Annotated in this window: 15 protein-coding genes; 3 read left to right on the forward strand and 12 right to left on the reverse strand. The window is 34.0% G+C overall.

All coding sequences use genetic code 11. The annotated features are described in order from the left end of the window. Nucleotides 1-461: 461 nt before the first annotated feature. The 11 genes from ACP6PK_RS01760 to ACP6PK_RS01810 form a co-directional block, all read right to left on the reverse strand. Nucleotides 462-2066, reverse strand: coding sequence for a hypothetical protein (locus ACP6PK_RS01760; RefSeq protein WP_426557232.1), 1605 nt, complete (start codon nt 2064-2066; stop codon nt 462-464). A 40-nt stretch (nt 2067-2106) separates the two neighbouring features. Continuing rightward, nucleotides 2107-3606, reverse strand: a complete 1500-nt coding sequence (locus tag ACP6PK_RS01765; RefSeq protein WP_426557234.1) for a hypothetical protein — start codon at nt 3604-3606, stop codon at nt 2107-2109. A gap of 164 nt (nt 3607-3770) precedes the next feature. Beyond that, nucleotides 3771-4721 (reverse strand): ABC transporter ATP-binding protein, encoded by a 951-nt coding sequence (locus ACP6PK_RS01770; RefSeq protein WP_426557236.1) that lies wholly within the window; start codon nt 4719-4721, stop codon nt 3771-3773. A gap of 76 nt (nt 4722-4797) precedes the next feature. Further along, nucleotides 4798-5361 carry a type IV pilin-like G/H family protein gene (locus ACP6PK_RS01775; protein ID WP_094677126.1) on the reverse strand — a complete coding sequence of 188 codons (564 nt, stop codon included), beginning with the start codon at nt 5359-5361 and terminating at the stop codon, nt 4798-4800. Between the two features lie 165 nt (nt 5362-5526). Beyond that, nucleotides 5527-6093: a type IV pilin-like G/H family protein gene (locus tag ACP6PK_RS01780; protein WP_426557238.1), complete on the reverse strand. Its 567-nt coding sequence runs from the start codon at nt 6091-6093 to the stop codon at nt 5527-5529. Between the two features lie 511 nt (nt 6094-6604). Further along, on the reverse strand, nt 6605-6889 hold the full coding sequence (locus tag ACP6PK_RS01785; RefSeq protein WP_094677132.1) for a YiaA/YiaB family inner membrane protein: 285 nt from the start codon (nt 6887-6889) through the stop codon (nt 6605-6607). 707 nt (nt 6890-7596) lie between these two features. Beyond that, nucleotides 7597-8697 (reverse strand): coiled-coil domain-containing protein, encoded by a 1101-nt coding sequence (locus tag ACP6PK_RS01790; RefSeq protein WP_426557241.1) that lies wholly within the window; start codon nt 8695-8697, stop codon nt 7597-7599. A 507-nt stretch (nt 8698-9204) separates the two neighbouring features. Further along, nucleotides 9205-10200: a hypothetical protein gene (locus ACP6PK_RS01795; protein ID WP_426557243.1), complete on the reverse strand. Its 996-nt coding sequence runs from the start codon at nt 10198-10200 to the stop codon at nt 9205-9207. A 509-nt stretch (nt 10201-10709) separates the two neighbouring features. After that, a complete protein-coding gene (locus ACP6PK_RS01800) occupies nt 10710-11075 on the reverse strand; it encodes a hypothetical protein (RefSeq protein ID WP_426557245.1) in 366 nt (121 codons plus the stop codon). Between the two features lie 163 nt (nt 11076-11238). Further along, entirely contained in the window at nt 11239-11949 is a 711-nt protein-coding gene (locus ACP6PK_RS01805; protein ID WP_426557247.1) for a hypothetical protein, read from the reverse strand. 627 nt (nt 11950-12576) lie between these two features. After that, on the reverse strand, nt 12577-12843 hold the full coding sequence (locus tag ACP6PK_RS01810; RefSeq protein WP_094677776.1) for a hypothetical protein: 267 nt from the start codon (nt 12841-12843) through the stop codon (nt 12577-12579). 248 nt (nt 12844-13091) lie between these two features. Between ACP6PK_RS01810 and ACP6PK_RS01815 the strand changes: the two genes are divergently transcribed. Together ACP6PK_RS01815 and ACP6PK_RS01820 are read left to right on the forward strand one after the other, a co-directional pair. Further along, nucleotides 13092-13433 (forward strand): helix-turn-helix domain-containing protein, encoded by a 342-nt coding sequence (locus ACP6PK_RS01815; protein ID WP_426557249.1) that lies wholly within the window; start codon nt 13092-13094, stop codon nt 13431-13433. Then, entirely contained in the window at nt 13430-14113 is a 684-nt protein-coding gene (locus ACP6PK_RS01820; protein WP_426557251.1) for an ImmA/IrrE family metallo-endopeptidase, read from the forward strand. The genes ACP6PK_RS01815 and ACP6PK_RS01820 overlap by 4 nt, the downstream gene beginning before the upstream one ends. A 284-nt stretch (nt 14114-14397) precedes the next feature. Here ACP6PK_RS01820 and ACP6PK_RS01825 read toward each other — a convergent pair whose 3' ends face one another. Beyond that, nucleotides 14398-14970, reverse strand: coding sequence for a phospholipase D-like domain-containing protein (locus ACP6PK_RS01825; RefSeq protein WP_426557253.1), 573 nt, complete (start codon nt 14968-14970; stop codon nt 14398-14400). Nucleotides 14971-15119: 149 nt separating this feature from the next. On the opposite strand from ACP6PK_RS01825, the gene ACP6PK_RS01830 reads away from it, so the two are divergent. Next, nucleotides 15120-17522, forward strand: a complete 2403-nt coding sequence (locus ACP6PK_RS01830) for an NACHT domain-containing protein (RefSeq protein WP_426557254.1) — start codon at nt 15120-15122, stop codon at nt 17520-17522. Nucleotides 17523-17568 lie beyond the last annotated feature (46 nt).

Here is a 17568-nt window from a genome sequence, read left to right on the forward strand (position 1 = left end):
ATAAATATTTGGAATTAAGTTGAGATTTTCCCGAAATAGGGGGCGGGTTTAATACCATTTCTCAAAAACTTTTCTACACTTTCTTGAGTAGGGGAGTGGGGGAGTGGGCGAGAAGTAAAAACATAAATAATTAACACGCTCCTGGGGTGCTAATTATCAAAAAGGTTCCATGGGCCTGTGTTAATGACTTAATAATTGAAGTTTCACCTAAGTATAGCATTACTTTTGGTAATTGGTATAAGCACAAGTATTCAGAGGAAAAAGTGTATTTTGTTGTCTATTTTTTGGTAATAGAACCCGCCCCAGATTTCAATTTTTTCTCAGTCATATAAAATCCGGTAGTATCGGTTGAAAAAAAATATAGAAACCGGGTTTATATTAAATGCTCCACCATACTAACATCTACCTTCGATAAACCCGGTTTCTTATCACACTTCCATTCCAAACTAATTGAATATTATTCAATTTTTTTGACCTGTCAATAATTTCTGAGAATCAGATGCACCTAATTTTTGGATTTTTCCAGTCAGTTGTAAAGTTAATAGTGTCAAGACACTCCAATGAGCAATAATTGTAATTAACATTGGGGTTATTGCTAGAGAATTATTAGGAAAGGAGAGCCAGGGAAAAGTTGACAATAACCATAAGTTAGGGGAGTTTCCAGGTGTAATTGAAAGTAACGATAAAGCAATAGGTGGTAAAGTAATCAAACTACCTAATATTCCCACAGCCCAATTTTTAGGATTTTTCACCTTCATCAACAGTACAAGCTGAGTAATTGCGGCATAAATCAAGATTAAATTTAGACTGAGAATTAAAGTCAAAATAGCTGATAGTATAATTCCATTAATTTCGCTGTTATTCAAAAGTAAAATTCCGGAAATCAAAATTACAGCAGTAATGACTAAATTAATTGCTATTGCTACTAAAGGCGGACTTTTTTCACCCCAGATTAAATCTTCTTTTAAACTAATAGTTAACCCTTTCAAAATCGCAGTTTCATCATTATTAACTTGTAGATGTCTGTATCTTGCCCAATCTTGTAAAGTTTGTTGTTGGGGTGATAAGAAAGCAATGAGTAACAAAAAACTGAATAAATTAATAGTGCAGCAGAACAACAATGATGCTTCTAAAATCTCAGTTAAATTTTCACCAATAATATTGAAGCAAAACAGTAGTAGAATAACTTGGAAACATCCCATTAACCAATAGCTTTGTTTTTTGCTAATAACTGTGGCATTAGGATTTCGATAACGACGATTTACAGCTTGCCAAATCCAGTAATTTCCCAAAAGCAAACCCAAAATTATTACATGCATTACATTGATTATTTCTGGAGATACATCTTCGACGAAGAAAACATAATGATCGGAATAGGGATAATTAACCTCACAACAATAGTCTATATAAAAATAGTTTAGACCATTAACCATAATCACCCAGAAAAATATCCCAACTATCGTAGTAGCTAACCAAGCTTGAGTACCTCCTAAAAAGACGAAAAGGAATGAAGCATTGTAGAAAAAATAACAAACTATAATTAAGATTCCATAAAATGCAAAAAACCAAGATAAAGACAACCCTGATGATATATTTGCCCACAAATTTAGAGGCAAATAAATAGCTGCTGCTAAGTAAATTAAAATTGGCACTCCTAATAGTTTGCCAAGCAAAATATTCTGACTAGACTGGGGGCTCAGACGAATAAAATTGAGAGTACCAAGACGTTCCTCTTTAGCCAAATCAGCTACTAACATATAGACTCCACCAAGTAAGGTCAAAGCAAACAAAATCCAGCTAAAAGTGAGAAAGATATCTGCCCACCAACCTGACCAGTTAATACCAGTACAATATTTTTCTGCTTTTATACAATACTGGTTATAGCTAACAATATCTGCACCATATTTTTCTGGAAGTTGTGCTAGAAAAGTCATCATAACAAGAAATTGGCAGAGGAGAGATGCAGATATGGCGATCGCTACATTTCTGGTTTTGAGGCGACCTTTAATTTCTCGGAATAATTGAGGATTCCAATTGAATAAATTGACTAATGGTTTAGATAACATAAGTTATAACTCCAATGAGAAATTTTCCATGGTGAATTCTTCAATTTTTTTGACCTATCAGTAATTTCTGAGAATCAGATACACCTAATTTTTGGATTTTTCGAGTCAGTTGTAAAGTTAATAGTGTCAAGACACTCCAATGAGCAATAATTGTAATTAACATTGGGGTTATTGCTAGAGAATTATTAGGAAAGGAGAGCCAGGGAAAAGTTGACAATAACCATAAGTTAGGGGAGTTTCCAGGTGTAATTGAAAGTAACGATAAAGCAATAGGTGGTAAAGTAATCAAACTACCTAATATTCCCACAGCCCAATTTTTAGGATTTTTCACCTTCATCAACAGTACAAGCTGAGTAATTGCGGCATAAATCAAGATTAAATTTAGACTGAGAATTAAAGTCAAAATAGCTGGTAGTATAATTCCGTTAATTTCGTTGTTATTCAAAAGTAAAATCCCGGAAATCAAAATTACAGCAGTAATGACTACATTAATTGCTATTGCTACTAAAGGCGGACTTTTTTCACCCCAGATTAAATCTTGTTTTAAACTAATACCTAATCCCTTGACAATCGCAGTTTCATCATTATTAACTTGTAGATGTCTGTATCTTGCCCAATCTTGGACAGTTTGTCGTTGAGGTGATAAGAAAGCAATTAGTAACAAAAAAATGAACAAGTTAATAGTGCAGCAGAACAACAATGATGCTTCTAAAATCTCAGTTAAATTTTCACCAATAATATTGAAGCAAAACAGTAGTAGAATAACTTGGAAACATCCCATTAACCAATAGCTTTGTTTTTTGCTAATAACTGTGGCATTAGGATTTCGATAACGACGATTTACAGCTTGCCAAAGCCAGTAATTTCCTAACAAAACTAAAATTACTAGAATTATAATTTCTGGATAATATTCAATGCGGTTAAGACTACTATCATAACTAACAGAGGCAAAAGACATAATGACTGGCAAAAATAGACCTGCTATTGCAGAAATCAACCAAGCTTGAGTACCCCCCAAAAACACGAATAGTAGTGAGGCATTGTAGAAAAAACAACAAACTATAATTAAGATTCCATAAAATGCAAAAAAACAAGATAAAGAGAAATATGATGAGATATTTGCCCACAAATGTAGAGGCAAAGAAATAGCTGCTGCTAAGTAAATTAAAATTGGCACTCCTAATAGTTTGCCAAGCAAAATATTCTGACTAGACTGGGGACTTAGACGAAGAAAATTGAGAGTACCAAGACGTTCCTCTTTAGCTAAATCAGCTACTAACATATAGACACCGCCAACCAAGATCAAAGGAAACAAAATCCGATTAAAAGTGATAAAGATATCTGCCCACCAATATGACCAGTTAATACCAGTATCATATTTTTCTGGAAGTTTTGCTAGAAAAGTCATCATAACAAGAAATTGGCAGAGGAGAGATGCAGAGATAGCGATCGCTACATTTCTGGTTTTGAGGCGACCTTTAATTTCTCGGAATAATTGAGGATTCCAATTGAATAAATTGACTAATGGTTTAGATAACATAAGTAATGACTCCAACGAAATAAGGAAGAAGTAGTTTATGGGTAGCAGTAGTTGCGTGACACGCCTAAAATGTTGCAATAGTAGGGGCGGGTTCTCCAACAATTAATGAAGCTCAACCACCAGATGAGATGAACCCTGGGGGGCGGGTTCTCCAATTTTTGACTTTAACTAGCTTGCTGATGTCCGAGTTTGAGAAAAATTGCTTCCAAATCTTCTTGAGTACAATGGAAATTTGTGACTGGGATATTGGCAAGAATGAGCGATCGCAACAAACTAGCAGCATCTTCGGGAGTTCCCGAAAATTGAACTTGTACTTGTTGACCTTCTGGCAAAACTTCCCAAGCTTCCACCCAGGGAGAATTTTTAATTTCCGCAATTAACTCTGATAACCCACTCATCACAGAAATCAAAATTTGCTGAGTGCTAAGACGTTGATAAAGTTCTTGGAGAGAAGCACTTTCTACCAAATAACCTAATTCCATTATTCCCACCGAAGTGCAAAGTTCTGCCAAGTCACTCAGAATATGGGAAGAAATTACTATTGTCATTCCTGCTTCCTGCAAAGCTTTGATAATTTCCCGAAACTGCATTCTGGCAATGGGGTCTAAACCAGAAACAGGTTCATCTAATAATAGTAGTAGGGGTTCGTGAATAATAGTTCTCCCCAAACTCAGACGTTGTTTCATACCCCGCGACAGAGTAGAAATTAAACTATTGCGTTTATTCACCAATTGCACCAATTCCAAGACAGTAAACAGTCGGCGCGAACGGTGGGGTTCGCGCAAATTGTAAAGTCTGGCAAAATAGTCGAGATAATCCCACACAGTTAGGTCGTCATATACCGGAAAATCGTCTGGCAAAAAACCGAGGCGTTGTTTAAGGGTGGGGTTGGTATGGTCGCGCAGTAGACGTTCTCCACTGATATATATTTCCCCAATTGTGGGTTCTTCGGCGGTAGCTAACATTCGTAATAGGGTAGTTTTGCCAGCGCCATTTGGTCCGATAACTCCATAAACTTCCCCGGTTGCTACCTGTAAATAGAGGTCATTCACCGCTATGTTGCGATCGAATTGTTTAGTTAATCCACGGGTTTCAATTGCTAGTTCTTTTAGCATGGCTGTTGTATAAAATAAGATAGGTTGATCTAGAAATTTCCCAAAAGACTGTTTTGACAGAAAAAGTATGGATATTTTATAGTGCTGAAGAGCCTAACGGACATTGGTCAAAAGATTGAAAATTATCGGGTGCTGTTAATGAGGGTTCGTCAGTTGCACAAATCATTGATCTGCTAGTTCTGCTAGTACCGTCTTTAATATATACTATATATACTATGCCAGAATAACTTTTTAAAGCATCTTCAGATATACGTATCCGCCGAGAAAAAGGTAATCTTGTCCTAAAAAAAGGCAAGCGTATAGGTTCATAATAATAAGGTAAGTTATTTTTAGTAGTAGCAGTAGTTATAACCCTCAGACTATTAACTCGTTTGGTTTTGTATGAGTAATTTGATGTTTCTAACTTGATACCTAATCCTAAATCAGAAATATTATCGCTAAACTCACCATTTTCAGCATAATAAGCTTGTTGTCCTTTATTAATTGAACTTATGTATTGTTTTCCTTCGTTTTGTTTGTATACCTGGGCTTGGTTTAAAAACGAGGGCAAAGCCATGATAAATACCAAAGCAAATACAAATAACGTGATAAAATCAACCAAAGATATTGTTCTAAAATTAGCAGATTGTTTTGTTGACATGATTTACCTCCTATTTTCCCCTGTGTAGTTAAATTTCTATCAAGGCATCGCCAACTCACATCACACCCACAAAATATCTAAGATTAAGTCTGATTAATTAATAATCGACTCCTCCAAACCAGACAGTAAAATAAACACCAAAAATCTGAGTAAAGTACAGATATTTTATAGTGCTGAAGAACCTAATGGACATTGGTCAAAAGATTGAAAATTATCAGGTGCTGTTAATGAGGGTTCGTCAGTTTCACAAATCATTGATTGAGGAGTACCGTCTTTAATATATACTATGCCAGAATAACTTTTTAAATAACTTTTACCTAGAGGTATCCGCTGAGAAAAAGGTAATCTTAATCTTGTCCCAAAAAATCGCAGGTGTATAGGTTTATAATAATAAGGTGAGTTTTTATGTTTAGTAGTAGCAGTCGCTATCACTGTCAGACTATTAATTCGTTTAATTTTGTATGAGTAATTTGATGTTTCTAACTTGATACCTATTCCTAAATCAGGGATGTTATCGCTCAACTTACCTTTTTCAAAATAATAAGCTTGTTGTCCTTTATTAATAAAACCTATATATGCTTTTGCTTCGTTTCGTGGTAAGCAGGAGCAGGCTATTTTGACTGTGGGTTTTAAAAATGAGAGTAGAGGAATACCAAATACAACCACAAATATTAACCCAATAAAATTAGCCAAAGATATATTCCTAAAATTAGCAGATTGTTTTGTTGACATGATTTACCTCCTAGTTTTCCCTGTGTAGTTAAATTTCTATCAAGGTATTGCCGACTCACATCACACCCCAAAAATATCTAAGATTAAGTCTGATTAATTAACAATCGACTCTACTGTTATTGTACCCAGATACCTACTCTCTCCACTATCTCTAAAAATTACAAATTATTTCTAATAATAAACTTAGGTAAATCATAAAATAAGTAGGTAAGCATTAAAAATTATTGTGATGATAAGGCAGAACTCAGAGACCAAAAAGAAACAGGTTTTTCACTAACTTTATTTTTGGTTACATACTTGTTTTTTTTTGCGCCTGCTTACTTATTAGTAAATAGGTAGAGTTGCTGCCTATGAGATAAACAAAAATTTGGGCACTAATACACGGATTAATCGTTTTTCATCATCTGTACAGACCTTTGAAAAACCCGTGTCGTGCCCAATTTTTTTCTATTATTAGTATTCAACTGTGTAGAAGTATTTGTCCACCATATGGGAATTTTATAGATACTTTCTACTTATCTAAAGGATGATGATCTGCCAGTAATTTTTCAACTTTTGCTTCATCAAGTCTGGCACTAATTCTTTCAGATTCGTGATTATCTCTAATTGTTTTTGCTAGGGTAAAAGCGGAACCTACTGAGAATGTTAAACCCATCCCCATAAAACTTTTAATCCAAATATCTACAGGTAGATAAATAATGCCTATCGCTGTGCCACCAGTGGCAAGAATAAAGGAAGCCCAAACTTGAAGTATCCATGCAGCAGTATCTTTTTGTTGAACATATTTGTTGGTCATAAAATTACTACCTCAATCAAAGTTTTTAGCTGATTTATTTTGATTTTAGGTGTATAAATTTATAGGAATGATAATAGAGTGACAGTTTGTATAGATGCACAAGCGATCGCTGACTGAAGTCAGAAGTTAGAAGTCAGAAGTTAGAAGTTATAATTGATCCATGAGTGAGTTTTAGAAGCTATAAATATCTGCCCTTTCCACCTCAATAGTGCTATATTTTTGATTTTCTATAACGATACAAATAAAGTTTGATATTTATAGATAAAATTTATAGGTAGACAGTTCAAAAACTGTACTATCTAATTATCTGAATATAATAAAAGTGAATATAATAGTACAATTTAAAAAAAAGAATGTGACAAAATAAATAATTAGGCTAATTAAAATAATTTAATGAGATTTCTCTTTAATTAAAAAGAGGTATTCAAGCCAATAAATACAGAGTCTAGTAGTGGATTGACACATCTAAAATGGTGCGTTACGACGGATTGCTAAATGACTTTCATTGTCTTAATTTAAGCCGTCTAACACACCCTACAATTTTGGACTAAATTGGTTGTGTCAGTTCAGTAGTAGACTGACACACCTTAAATAGTGCAATGGTAGGGGCGGGTTTTAGTAGAAATTTTCATGCTTACCCTTAGATTAAGTAAACCCGCCCTAATGCACAACCATTAGATATGTTACGCCATTAATTTTATTATAAATTAATTTTTCTTTTGCTGATTCTTTTGTTCTAAAACAATTTCTTTCATCGCTTGAAATGAACGAGAATTTGATGCACCTTCAATTGCTTTAACTGCTAAATCTTGAACTTGAATTAAAGTCGAATCTAATTGTTGAGATAGGTTTTTAATCCGCTGTTCTTGATTTTGAATTGTCTGTTGTAAAGATTGAATGCGTAGTTCATAATATTGCTTTTCTCCGTCTACTTCTTTTGCTAATAAATCGGATTTAACTTTCGCCTGATAAGTGCCAATATTTCGCCCATTTTCCTTACCATTATTAATATTAGCTTGTAGTTGTTTTTGAAAGTCTTGTACCTTCAATTCTACTTCGGCTAATTCTTTTTCCCGCTCAGAAATAGACTGCTCTCTTTCCGACCAAAGTTTCTCCTGTTGTTTTTGAGATTCTTCTAATTCTTGATACAAATTTTTCTTGTTTTGTTCATATTCGTCAATATCTAAATCTCGTTGCAACTGCAAATCATATTCATAATTTTCAGCATCCCGTTGATGAGTTTTATTTTGCTGCTCATTTCGTTCTTTTATACTACTTTGATGTTCCTGTTGTTCCTTCTCCCAAGCTTTTTTGCCTGACTCCATTTCTTGTTGTAAATTTTCCTGGCGATCGCTAAATTCTGTTTCAAATTCTTTAGCACTTTGTTCATACTGTTGAATCAAATTATCTAAAGTATTTTCCTCAATATTTTCTAAACTGTGCAAATCATTTAATTGCTTAATTTCTTCTGCCACTTTTTGTCGAACTTCTTCTAATTTAGTAGCTTCTGAAGTCAGCTTTTCTGATAATTCACTAATAGCTCCACCAAAACCACTTTGTATTGCAAGTAAATTGTCAATTGTATATTGCATAGTTTGTTTGTTCTGAGTTTGATTTGATTTCATAGATTTTTTGCCTTCTTTTTCTGGTTGTTTTGATATTGAATTTCCAGAGGTTTGAGTTATAGTTGTGCCTCCCTGACTTAACTCCTTCATTTCTGCTTCTAGGGCAGATTTTTCCTTTTTTAGTTCTGCAAAGGCTTCTAAAATTTCAGCTTTAGTATTGTTAGCACTAACTCTTTTAACCATTTGTTTTTTCTCCTGTTAAGTTTGTAAGTAATAAAATCGAAATTTGAATCATAGTTACAAGCAAGATGCTTGTGCTACTTATATAGAAACCGGGTTTTTCAGCAAAAGTTCGTAATTTAAAAATAATCAACTAAATAAACCCGGTTTCTTAGTCATACTTTTGAATTTTGACTTTTGAATTTTGACTTTAATTTCTATATTTGAACCATAGTTACAAGCAAGATGCTTGTGCTACTGATACAGAAACCGGGTTTTTCAGCAAAAGTTCGTAATTTAAAAATAATCAACTAAATAAACCCAGTTTCTTAGTCATACTTTTGAATTTTAACTTTTGAATTTTGATTTAATTTCTATATTTGAACCATAGTTACAAGCAAGATGCTTGTGTTACTTATAAAGAAACCGGGTTGTTCAATAAAATTTCGTAATTTAAAAATAATCAATTCAAGAAACCCGGTTTCTTAGTCATACTTTTGAATTTTGACTTTTGAATTTTGAATTGAACTTCTATTTAGCTTGAGAACCATTATTAGAACTAGCAAAAGCTCTCATTGCTAAATCTTGCGCTTGCTGCATTGCAGCTTGTAACTGAGTAGAAATATCGCTAATTTGTTCAGTTTGTCGCTCAATTGTTTCCTCCAAAGATTGAATCTTTAACTCATAACCATTCTTCATTCCTTCCCACTCTTTAGCAAACAAATCTGCTTTAACTTTTGCCTCCCGGTTTGCTTCTTGAATTGCCTCCTCTTTAGCTTTAACATAAGCCTTTTTCAACTCTTCATCAAAACCATTAACCTTCTCTCTGTTTTCTTCAAATTCAACTTGATTTTCTGCCAGATAACTTTCTCTTTCTTGCCATTGTTTTTCCTTTTGTTGACCTAAATCTCGTAATTCTCGTTCCATATTTCGTTTCATTTCTTGATAGTCATCTGTTTCAATTTTACGTTGACGTTCTAATTCATATTGATAATCTGAAACTTCTTGTTCCCGTTGTTTAACTAACAATTGATTTTCTTCTTCGACTACTAATTGATACTCCTGTTGTTCCTTTTGCCAAGCCTTTCGCTTAGTCGTCATATCTTTTGTAATATTTTCTTGATGTTCATTAAAATTATGTTCTAGGAATCCTAACTTTTCTTGATGTTCTTGAGTTAAAATATGCAGTGCATCAGCAACAATACGAATTTTTTGTAACTCTTGTAAATGTTGATTTTCTATTTCAATGCCTAGTTTTAATTCGTCAAGTTTTGCCGATTCTTGGTGTAAATTTTCTAATAATTGATTCACAATACCACCAAAATCTAATTGTAAATCAGCCAAACCTTTAACAATACTATCAGTAGTATAAGTAGCAGCAGTTTCTAAGATTTGTTTACCTTTTTCTTTTTCTGCTTCTTCCTCCTTAGTTGCTACTTTTGATGTGATATTTTTGCGAGCAGATAAAATTTGCTCAAATGATTTCATTACTTGATTTTTGCTGTTTTCAGATGTAGTAGTTGTCATTTTTTTTCCTCTATTAGTAATCTGAATTTAATTGCGACTTAACCTAGTGAACTGACACATCTAACTTTGTGCATTAGGGCGGGTTTGTATAAATCTTAGAGTAAAGATAAAAATTCTAGCTAAAACCCGCCCCTACTATAGATAATGAATAATTAATAATTATTCATTATTCATTATTCATTATTCATTAATTTCCCACCCTCCCCACACTTTCTGCTTAACCTAATTTCCGAAGCTGTGTCAAAATAGCTTCATATTCTTGGGGAGTATTAATTTTTTTCTTAGCTATTTCTGGAGCTAATGATTTGAGAATTTTCTGGCATTTTTCACAACGATTACCTTTCCAACAATAACAATCATCTACTAACTGTAAAAGAGTCGATTTTAAATGATGATTTTCTGTTAGTAATGCTTGGTAATTCTTGTGAATAGTTTCTCCCCACCCTTCCCCACCCTTCCTAAACTCAGCAAGACAAATATTCCTGCTTATCCCAATTTCCGAAGCTGTGTCAAAATAGCTTTATATTCTTGGGTAATATTAATTTTTTATTCACTGTTTCTGGAGCTAATGATTTGAGAATTTTCTGACATTTTTCACAACGATTACCTTTCCAACAATAACAATCATCTACTAACTGTAAAAGAGTCGATTTTAAATGATGATTTTCTGTTAGTAATGCCTGGTAATTATTGTGAATAGATTCAACAACTAAACTAATATGTTGTAAATCTTGACTGAAATTTTCCAAGTCATTAATAGTATCAGCTCGAATTTGATGCTTTACTTCTATTTTTCCTCGCAAATTATCTTCCCACTGTTGCTTTTGTGGTGTTTTTGCACCGTGATGAATCGTGAATTTAGCGATTTTACTCATTTGTTTTGCTTTGAGTTTTCAGATGTTTTTCTAATTAAGAAAGACGTAATATTAGGACTTAAGCAGAAACCGGGTTTATCGACAAAATTTTCTGATTTAAACAACAAGGTAATAAACCCGGTTTCTTGTTTGGGTGCGTAGTTAATATTACGTCTCTACATTTTTATGAAGATAATGCAGTAACTACAGTCTCATTTCCAGATGTTAAAGCTGTATCATTACTAGCATTTAAACTCAGCACCGAAGCCTCAGAATTACTATTAGTATGAGCAGCCATCAAATTAGCAATTTCATGGGGAGATAAATTATCTAAACAAACCATTTTTCTAGTTCCTTCTAAGTCAATCATTCTTGATAAATTAGTTTCCTCAGAAAGCACTGCCGCAGCCTGATGAATAATTGACCAGTCTGTCCGTTCTTGCCAACGCCATTTTAAACTGTAATAATTAATAGGTTTTACCACACCATTTTCATCTGGTTTTTGACCGCTATGTTTCAAAAAATATGGAAGAAAAATTCCTGTTGCTGGTTCAACTCCATTGGCTTGAACTGAAGCAATTAAACGATTAAAATCATTCAATGAACGACTTTTAATATATGTCACCATCAACACTCCTTGAGGTAATTCTCCTGACTCAGCGACAAACCAAAGTTGACCCCACAAAGTATTAGTTGTTTGACCTAAATTACCAAAAAATTTGCTGAATTTGAGGATTGTCATTGATACTTTAGAGCCGTAATCTGTGTCTCCAATTACCCATTGTCCTGACTGACAATTATTACGAACTGCTATAGGAATTTCTGGTACTAATAAGGCTTGTTTTGGTTTGGCTCCAAAAACATTAATTTTTGCTTTTGTATTAGTGTTAGACATTTTTTTGTTTCCTTTGAATTTGATTTATTTCTAATCAGTAGCATTCAGCAGTCAGCTATCAGCTATCAGCTTATTAAGGTGTATAATTGTCAAACCTATTTTGGTGTGATAATGAGTTAATAACTCATAGTTGAATGCTTACTTTTGAGCTACTTGAATGACAAAGATTTGAGATTAATTTTTGAGAAGTCTAATGGGTAGTCGTGCGTAGTAATGGGAGATGGGGATAAACAACCACTAGCAAGGGAGCAAGATGCTCCCACTGTTCCCTTGAGCAGAATAATTACAATAGACTACTAGACTGAAACATCTAAAATGGTGCGTTACGACGGATTGTTAAATAGCTTGCACAGTCTAAATTTTAGCCGTCACACCCTACTGGACTGTTTCATCTTAAATGGTGCAATAGAAAAGTGTCTGGAGATTGCTTTCCTAACGGAATGCTCCGCAAACACTGTAGTTTGCTATCGCAAAGCTGCGCTTTTTCCTAACGGAATGCTCCGCAAACATGTCGGCGACAGCCGAAACGCAATGACAAATCTAATGCACAGTTTTAGCTGAAATAATCCACTACAAGGTTTGCTTCCTCCTTTTTCCTTCTTCCTTCTTCCCTCTTCCCTCTTCCTTCTAATTAATTAAATGTGACAATTTTGCTGGTTCTGGATATTTGTAATCTGTGGTTGCTTCTTCCTGAGCTTTAATAATTCGCAATGCTCCCAGTAAATGCTCTAACATTTCTATGTGAGCAGGAGTAAAGTGAATGCTGAAACCTTCTCCATCCCTGGCGTATCCTGGGCAAACAAGAGAGGCAGAACTCTGTTCTTCATGGGTGGCAATATACAGCCAGTCTTCGTCTTCTAGTTTGTAGTGGGTGTCTGTCCAGGTTCTTAGCATGATGGTATCCTCCAGGTGGACTATGCTTGTGAACACTAAGGGTAAATTTACAATTAGCCAATTTCAGCATGACACTATATATAGAGCATGATTTGAATTGACTGACTGTTCAACCTTACCAGTAGTGTGTTTTTGATTGATTTTTTTATCAACTAAATTTATTGTAGCGCTCGTTGATTTAATCGTCAAGGGTGAAGTTGAAATTTTCGTCAAAGTAGTCTAAAATACTTACCAGGAGGTAAAAAGACGTGGCAAAAAGTTTTGGAAAGCTAATTAGAAAGGCCCGCAAGGACAAAGGATACTCCCAAAGGGAATTGGCCAAACACCTAGGAGTGGACTTCACCTATTTGTCCAAGCTAGAAAACGATCGCGCAGACTATGCGCCAAAAGAAGAAGTGATTCGTGGATTAGCGAAGCATCTCAATTTGAACCCAGAGGAATTAATTTTCCTTGCTGGTAGAATTCCTCACCAGTACGAGGAAATTCTCAAGGAGAACCCCCAAGAGATGGTTGCATTGTTTAGACGAATACGAGAATCTCCAGAGTTTGCTCAAAAAATATCTCAAGCGGCAAGGGAGAACGAGTTATGAGTATCCTGAAACCCTATAGCTTTTATCGCAAAGACTCGATTGAGCATAGGGCAAACGATCTGCTCAGGCGAATGCACAAAACCGGAAATTTTGCTCCAAAATGGCCTTTTGATGCTTCTTTAGTAGCTGATTTTTTGGATTTGGGAGTAGTTTGGGATTACATTCCGCCTGATGCAGAAGGAGCGATCGCTGCTCGAATATTGCCAACCGAACGACTTATTGAAATCAATGAGGAAACTTTAGATAAACCTCAAGGGTTTCAAGAATCTACCCTTGCTCACGAAATTGGTCATTGGGTGCTACATATTAACCAAGACGAAGCAGATGGAGTTGTCAAACAGTTAGAACTCGATCTCGGTAATTATGGAAAACCAAAAGAGTCAGAAGAACCTTTTGTGTGTCGGGGTGCAGGTAGCAGTAAAATTGACTCCATTGAGTGGCAAGCACAATATTTTGCAGGTTGTTTATTGATGCCAAAGTCTATTCTGGAAGAGAAAAGACAAGGGAGGGATTTAACTAAGTGGTCAAATCTTTATAAAATCAAAGATGAGTTAGGTGTGAGTATTTCTAATTTAACTTATCGCCTGCAAGAGTTTGGTTGGATTTCTATTCCTAAAGGTAGTCGCACAATTTATCGGGGACCTGCTGAAGTCAAGGGGCAAACACAATTATTTGGATAAAGTTCTAATACCAATTTGTTAAAGATATGGAAGATTAAAACCTTCCAAATTCCCCTTTTTAAGGGGTTAGGGTGGATAGCAAGGTCAGGTTTTACCCATAATTTTAGTCTAGACGAGCTAGTAGGATAAGTGGCAATAATGAATCAGTTTATAAGTGTCAAAATCTTTATATAGCTCTAGCTCTAACACACATTATGGTGAGCAAATATTGAGTAATATAGACTTCTGATAACTCAAGTAATATTTACTCACCTGACTTTATTCTATCTAAATTTTTTCAATTTTTAGCTAACTTTTTTGGCTGCTAAGTTAGGTACTTGAGTAAAAGAGTTAATGAAATTTTTAATCTGGTTAATGTTATTTGTCCAGAGTCCAGTTTCTTCATAGTATTTATTAGTTTTTCCAGGTTGAGAACATAGAATATTTGCGCTAGTCACTACAGCAAATTTATCATCACATACCCAATATTTAGAGTGGGTTCCCATTAATTTGAGTTGAAAATCTTCAGGGTAGAGTCGCTTAAGTTCTTGTAGCTTAAACATAGCATTATATTTCCAAGTATTAGCAGGTTTTAATTCCCACCAACCATTACCAGGAATAATTATATTACCAATATCTTTTTGCCATCCCCAACCAATCTCTATTTTGACTTGGCGGTTAAGGGTGTTTTTGAATTCTTGAATCATATTATTGTCGAGACTATGACGAGTTAACCAAGGGCAAACAATAATGATTTTTTCTTGAGCTTGGCGTAGGGTTTTGAGGAGTAAATAACGATGTTGAACTTTGCCAAGAATAACTCCTTGACAGTTAAAGGGGTCAGTATTTTCCCAATGGGAATTAGTGGTTGAAAACATTTGAATATCTCCTATTTATTTAGGTTATGAGACTATTCTGCTGACAATTTCATAATTTGTCGGTAAGATAAATTAAGGAGTTTAGTAATCTGACTAAGTACGGAAAAGTCAGGTTAAACTAAAAAGTAGGTTTTATAAATAAGAGAGAAATGGATGAGCAGGAAGCATTAGAAATTGTCAATGAGGCAATTTTTCAAAAAGAAAAAAGAAAATTGAAGGATATTGAAGAGCTTATTTTTAAGGGTTCTTTACAAAAACATACTTATGGAAAAATTGCTGACAATAGTGGTTATGATGAGCAACATATTAAAAATGAAGGTGCATCTTTTTGGAAGATATTATCAAAAGTATTGGGAGAAAAAGTCGGTAAGAATAATTTTTTAGGAGCATTAGAAAGAAGGCAATCTCCTGATACAACCCAGACTCAAGATTTTCATAAATCTAATAATTTAGAAGAAAAAATTAATGATTTAGTAGCCAAAGTACGTCTAAATATTCGAGAAATTATTTTAGACAACTGTGGCACTATGAAAGTATTAGATATGACTCAACCTATCGGCTTAAATGATATTTATACAAACGTTAATATCTTGAAAAAAATCACGAGTCGGATAGGAAAAGATATTTCTCAATTTGAGAAAAAGTACAATGCTGAAAATTTTGAACGTTTTGAAATTGGCGAAGTTAGTCAGGAAAGAATACCGGGAATAGAAATTGTTAAACGTTATTCAAAATTGATGGTTTTAGGTAAACCAGGAGCAGGAAAAAGCACATTTTTAAAATATTTAGGCATTCAATGTATTGACGGAGATTTACTTACACATCTTGTGCCAATTTTTATTACTCTCAGACAATTTGCAGAAGCAGAAAACCAACCTACTCTACTAGAATATATAACTCAAATATTTTCTGATGATACTGTTTCTGCTCTAGAAATAGATAGCATTTTAAAAAATAGCAGAGCATTAATTTTACTTGATGGTTTGGATGAAGTTAGAGAAGCAGATAATAATCGTGTATTCAAACAAATTAACAATATTCCTACTCAATATTCTCACAACCAATTTGTGATAAGTTGTCGCATCGCTGCAAGGGAAAATGACTTTAATAAATTTACAGATGTAGAAGTAGCTGACTTTGATGATGAGCAAATAAACAATTTTGCTAATAATTGGTTTAAATCTAAAAATCCAGAGATAGCTAAGAAATTTATTTCTAAACTTGAGGAAAATCCACCAGTTAAAGAATTAGCTACAAATCCTTTATTGTTAACTCTTTTATGTTTAGAATTTGAAGATTATTTGGATTTTCCCACAAATCGTTCAGAACTTTATGAAAGAGGAGTAGGTATACTTTTGAGTAAGTGGGATGCTAAACGTGGTATTGAACGAGACCAAGTTTATAAAAGGTTATCTCTGAGGCGAAAAGAAGATTTGCTTAGTCAGGTTGCTGTGAAAACTTTTGAACGAGGTGATTACTTTTTTAAGAAAAGAGAATTAAAGGAAAATATTGCTGATTATATTAAAAATTTACCTGATGCTAAAACCGATCCAGAAGCTTTGTTGATAGATGGTGAAGCAGTGTTGAAATCTATTGAAGCACAGCATGGATTATTTGTAGAAAGAGCGCGTGAGATTTATTCTTTTTCTCATTTGACTTTTCACGAGTATTTTACAGCTCGAGGAATTTATACAAGTTTAGATGATTTAAAAAAATTGGTAAATCATATTAGTGAAACTCGCTGGCGTGAGGTGTTTCTATTAGTAGCTGGTATGCTCCAAAATGCTGATGAATTTTTGTTGTTAATGAAAGAAAAAATTGATAATTTATTAGCTTCAGATGAAATATTACAAAGCTTTTTAAACTGGGGTCATCAAAAAGCTAGTTCAATTAAGCTGCCATTAAAAGCTATTGATATCCGTACTTTTTACTTAGAACTAGAGAAAGACTCTGCTTCTGATGATACTATGAGAGCTAGAATAGACTTAAATTTTTTTCATCATTTCTTAGAATTTAGGTATCTAGAACTTGATGATTTAGCAGAAGACCTTCTCAACAATTATTCACCAGCAGATTATCATACTTTTAACAATTATATTGTGCTAGATAAAAAGTTTCAAAGCCTGTTTACTCATGCTTATTATGGGGATTATCATGTTCTTTCCAAAGATATTGAAAGTATTTTTAATTTTGACCTGGAACCAAATTTCGAATATTCACTTCAACACCTCAAAAATAAACTACCTAATTACCAACAAGACGAACCAAATATGAAGGAGTGGTGGAAGATAAATGGTTATAATTGGATTCAAGAATTAAGAGCTATAATGATGGCATATAGAAATATTGGTCACGACTGGCAACTTACCCAAGAAGAAATGCAATTTAATGAAGAACAAATAGAACTACTGCAAAAATATTATGATGCGAATGGACTGCTAATAGAATGCTTAATGAGTGATTGTTTCGTTACCCTTGAAGTGCGTGATAAAATCGAAGACGAATTATTTTTACCCATCGCTGAAATCGAAAAAAGGAAAGAGCAAAAATGACATATAAAACCCAAGCAGCAGATACAACTTACGATAGCTTATAATT

This window comes from Dapis hubbardiae BLCC-M172, assembly GCF_050016015.1.
Lineage (GTDB): Bacteria > Cyanobacteriota > Cyanobacteriia > Cyanobacteriales > Microcoleaceae > Trichodesmium.